This is a genomic window from Hydrogenophaga sp. (assembly GCF_022844385.1).
Taxonomy (GTDB): domain Bacteria; phylum Pseudomonadota; class Gammaproteobacteria; order Burkholderiales; family Burkholderiaceae_C; genus Hydrogenophaga.
Genome location: NZ_JALHLX010000208.1, coordinates 1 through 4052 on the forward strand (window position 1 = coordinate 1; position 4052 = coordinate 4052).

Consider the following 4052-nt stretch of genomic DNA (forward strand, 5'->3'; position numbering starts at 1 on the left):
TTGTCGTGCACCTGGCGAGAGTGGATCGCCAGACCTGAACAGGAGCGCGAGGTGGACGCGATCGTGGTGGGTTCGGGTTACGGCGGCAGCGTGGCGGCGCTACGGCTGGCGGAAAAAGGCCACCGCGTGTTGCTGCTGGAACGCGGCAGTGAGTACCTGCCGGGCGACTTTCCCAACGATTTTTCGGGCGTTCCCAAACACTTCCGGGTGAACATTCCCGGTCGAGGCGTACCACTGGGGCGGGCCTCGGGGCTGGTTGAAATTTCAGTGGGCCAGGGCATGGTGGCCGTCACCGGCAACGGGCTGGGCGGTGGCAGCCTGATCAACGCGGGTGTGCTGATGCGGCCGGACGCCGATGTGTTCACTCAGGACGCATGGCCTGCTGAGATCCGGCACGGGTTTGGCCCGGTCACGGGCACCTCGTGGTTGGACCAGGCGTTCACCACCGCAGAGGACGCGCTGGGGGGCCACACGTTCGAGTCACCAGTGAAAGATCGACAACTGTGCAAAACCGAGGCGCTGTTTGATGTGGCCGCAGCCATCCGCCCCGACCACCCCGGCCTGCGGATCACGCAAGCCAAGCTCACGGTGGACCCGGACCGCTGCACTGCCTGCGGAGACTGTGCATCGGGCTGTAACGTGCCTGGCGCCAAGCTCACGCTGTCCACCAGCTACCTGCGCAAGGCGCTGGCCACGTGCCGCGTGCAGATCGTCACCCAGGCGCAGGTGTACAAGTTCGAGCCCGGAACACCCAACGACATGGACGCAGCGGGCTGGACAAGCACGGTGTTTTCCACCGACGCCCAGCATCAGGTGCTGACCTTGCGTGAAGCGGGCACCGAGCGGCCCGATGGCCAGCCCGAGACAGAAACCGGCAAGGACCCCGCCAGCACGATCGTCAAGGTGCACGCGAACATCCTGGTCATCGCTGCGGGAGCGCTGGGCTCAACGCAACTGCTGCAGCGATCACAAGCACTCGCAGGCGAAGCCCTGGCGTTTTCCCGTGCGCTGGGCACACGCCTCTCGGGCAATGGCGACTCGGTGTCGATCAACACGGGGGAACGCCGCCGCGTCAACGCGATGGGCTATGGCGCCAACGCCACGCTTCGCGGCATGTGCAAGAGCGATCCGCGAAATCACCATCGGGTGGTTGGCCCGACCATCACCGCGTCGCTGGACCTGCGGGACCCGGGCAAGCCATTGGACAGGCGCATCGTGCTCCAAGACGGCGCCATCCCCGGCGCCATCGCACGCCCGTTTGCCGAAATGATCGCCACCGCCTACTGCGTCGGGCAACTCGGCCGCTGGTGGTTCAAGAATCCACAGCCCGGCGCAGCGTCCACCACAGACCCCCTGGCCGCCAGCAAGGCCATGACCGAACACACGCAGGTTTTTCTGGCGATGGGACACGACGGCTCGCCGGGGCGCCTGGTATGGCTGCCCGGGCTGGACACCAGCGCACCGGTCCTTGCCGACCCTCAGAAACTGCCAACCTACCGCGAGCAGCAGCGGCTGTTTGACCGCCTGGGGGAGCTGGGCACCCATGTGCACACACCCTTGTGGCAATGGTTGCCGCCCAGCATGACCCGTCTTTTCCGGGGGGAACAGCCGCCCGCCACCGTGACCACCGTGCATCCGCTGGGTGGCTGCCCCATGGGCGACGATCCCGTCACCAGCGTCGTGAACCACCTGGGCCAGGTGTGGGTACACGAACCCGCGCAGCGCGGGCGCAAAGGACGGTTCAAAATGCACTCGGCAGCGCGCACCGCATCCCACCCAAACGCCGTCGAAGCAAGCGGGGAAACGCTCACCGCACCGGACTTGAATCCACCCAACCGGCCACAGGTGTACGACGGCCTGTTTGTGCTGGACGGCGCGATCGTGCCCACGTCGCTGGGCTGCAATCCCATGCTCACCATCACGGCGCTGGCTGAGCGTGCCATGGCACTGATGGACCCGGCACCCCAACGCCTGCCTTTCGTCGTCGCACCCTCTTCCGAACGACCCCACGCCGAGTTCATGTATGAGCCGTTCGACCGGGATGTTCGACTGGGTGAAACCTTGCGGGCTGAGGGTGCCGGACTGGGCGGTCAATGGTTCCAGCATCCTGATCGGGACCGGCTCAGGCTGGTGTTCACAACCCGTCTCGATGCCGCCAACTTCGAGCACACGCTGACCGATCGCGACCACCCGATGCTCATCAAGGACGCCACGCTGGAGCTGCTGCGCGCGGCCCCGCCACAGCAGGGTTCGGCATCGGGAGGTACCCCCGAAGTGCTCGCCACCTACCAGGCCACCGAGGGGCACTTCAAGTTCTTGCGTGCGCACTGGTGCAGCAGCGGCATCTGGCCCACTCTGGCGTGCGCTTTGCAGTTGCTGGTGTGGATCGGGCCTATCGTGTTGGGCTTGGGCTTGGTCTTGCTCGCCAAACTTCAGGCGCTCTGCGCGCTGATTCACATCGACCTTGCCGATGCAGCCGGGCGTGTTGCACTGCCCATCTGGCTCCTGTGGTTGCCTTTGATCTCTCTGCTGGCATCGGCCCTGCCTTACCCGCGCACCTTGCTCACCTATCTGGTGCTGCGGGGCTGGTCGGACTGGCGTTTCAAAGGATCGCACCCCAAACCGGCCGAGCCATCGGCCTGGCGGAAGGTCGTCAGCGTGGTTCAGTTTTTGCGCCAGATGGTGCATGCCGCCGAGAGGCGCAGCATGTGCTACCAGGTCACGCTGGAGCGGCAAACCGGGGCGTGCGAAGACACCCGGGGCACGTTCCCTGAGCGGGTACATATGACGGCCCACAAACGCGTGGCTTACCGGGCGTCGCTGCCCGAGTGGGGGCGCTGGCTGGGTCGTCACACCTTGCGGCTGGTCGGCCTGGGTTCGGCAGAGATGGCGCCGCTTCGCCCGGGCTTTTGGGAACAGGTGATGGATGCGCGGATCAGCGTGTGGCGCGGCACCGCCCATCGATCACGCCGGCTCGCCCACGGCACCCTGTCCATGGGGCGCGACAACCTCTTCAACCGCGCCATGGCACAGCTGGGCCAGCAGGGTGACACCACCAGCGGCTTGATGCTTCTGGCGGGCTATCCGCTGCTGCTGGCTCGTTTTGCCATCAAGACCCGGTTGCTCGACTTTCGCCTGCCCAACCACAGCAATCTGCCGGTAGCGGACGCGGCCAGCGAGGAAGACGTTCGCATTCGCAACGGCCAAGGCGGGTTCGTCATCCCGGAGCTGCACTGGCTTCCCGTCTCCCGCGGCCGCTCCAGCAGCGACCAGGGCACCGAGGCGGTGGACGATCTGCGTTTGCGTCTGTGGCGCTACCAGCGCGACGAAACCTCCAAAACCACCTACATCCAGGACTCGACCTGGAGGGGACAGCACGTTCGCCGGGCACGTGCCGTGCTGCTGCTCCATGCCTTTGGACAATCGGGGCAAAGCTTCACGCACCAGGCCGACGGCTCCACCGTCGGCAGCAATCTGGCCGAGGCCTTCCACGAGAAAGGCTTTGAGGTCTGGATCCTGGACAGCCGAATGTCGACACGCAGCGGCTACGCTGCCGAGCCCACCACCGTGGACATGCAGGCACACCACGACGTGCCAACGGCGGTGAACCACATCCTCTCGGAAATCGAGCGTGCCGAGGGCGGTGGCCACCCTCTGCAAATCTCGGCGTTCGGCCAGTGCATCGGTGCCGCCTCGCTGTGGATGGCCTTGCTCGATGGTTTGCTGTCGCACGCCCCTCAGACAACAGTCCCGAACGGTGATCCGGGCACTCCACGCCTGTCCAAGATCGCCTGCGCCATGTTCAGCCAGGTGCATGCGCTCGCGCAGGGTAGCCCGGAGACGCGAGCCAAAACCTGGTTGCCCGGTTTTTTGCAGGCGGTGGCGCCGCGTGGCGTGATTCCGTTTGCCGTGCGCGGCGCTCAGGACAACCTGTTGCTGAACTTCCTGGACCGCCTGCTCTCCACCCTGCCCGCACCCGCCACCGAACGGGCACACCAGGCCAACGAGGATGGACTGGCCACCTGCAAGCGCATCCGCTTCATCGAGGCACC

Annotated in this window: 1 protein-coding gene; it reads left to right on the top strand. The window is 65.8% G+C overall.

The genetic code is table 11. From position 1 onward, the window contains the following. Positions 1-51 precede the first annotated feature (51 nt). Positions 52-4052 (top strand): GMC family oxidoreductase N-terminal domain-containing protein (locus Q0C59_RS19060; RefSeq protein WP_291218539.1); only part of this gene is annotated, 4001 nt, incomplete at its 3' end.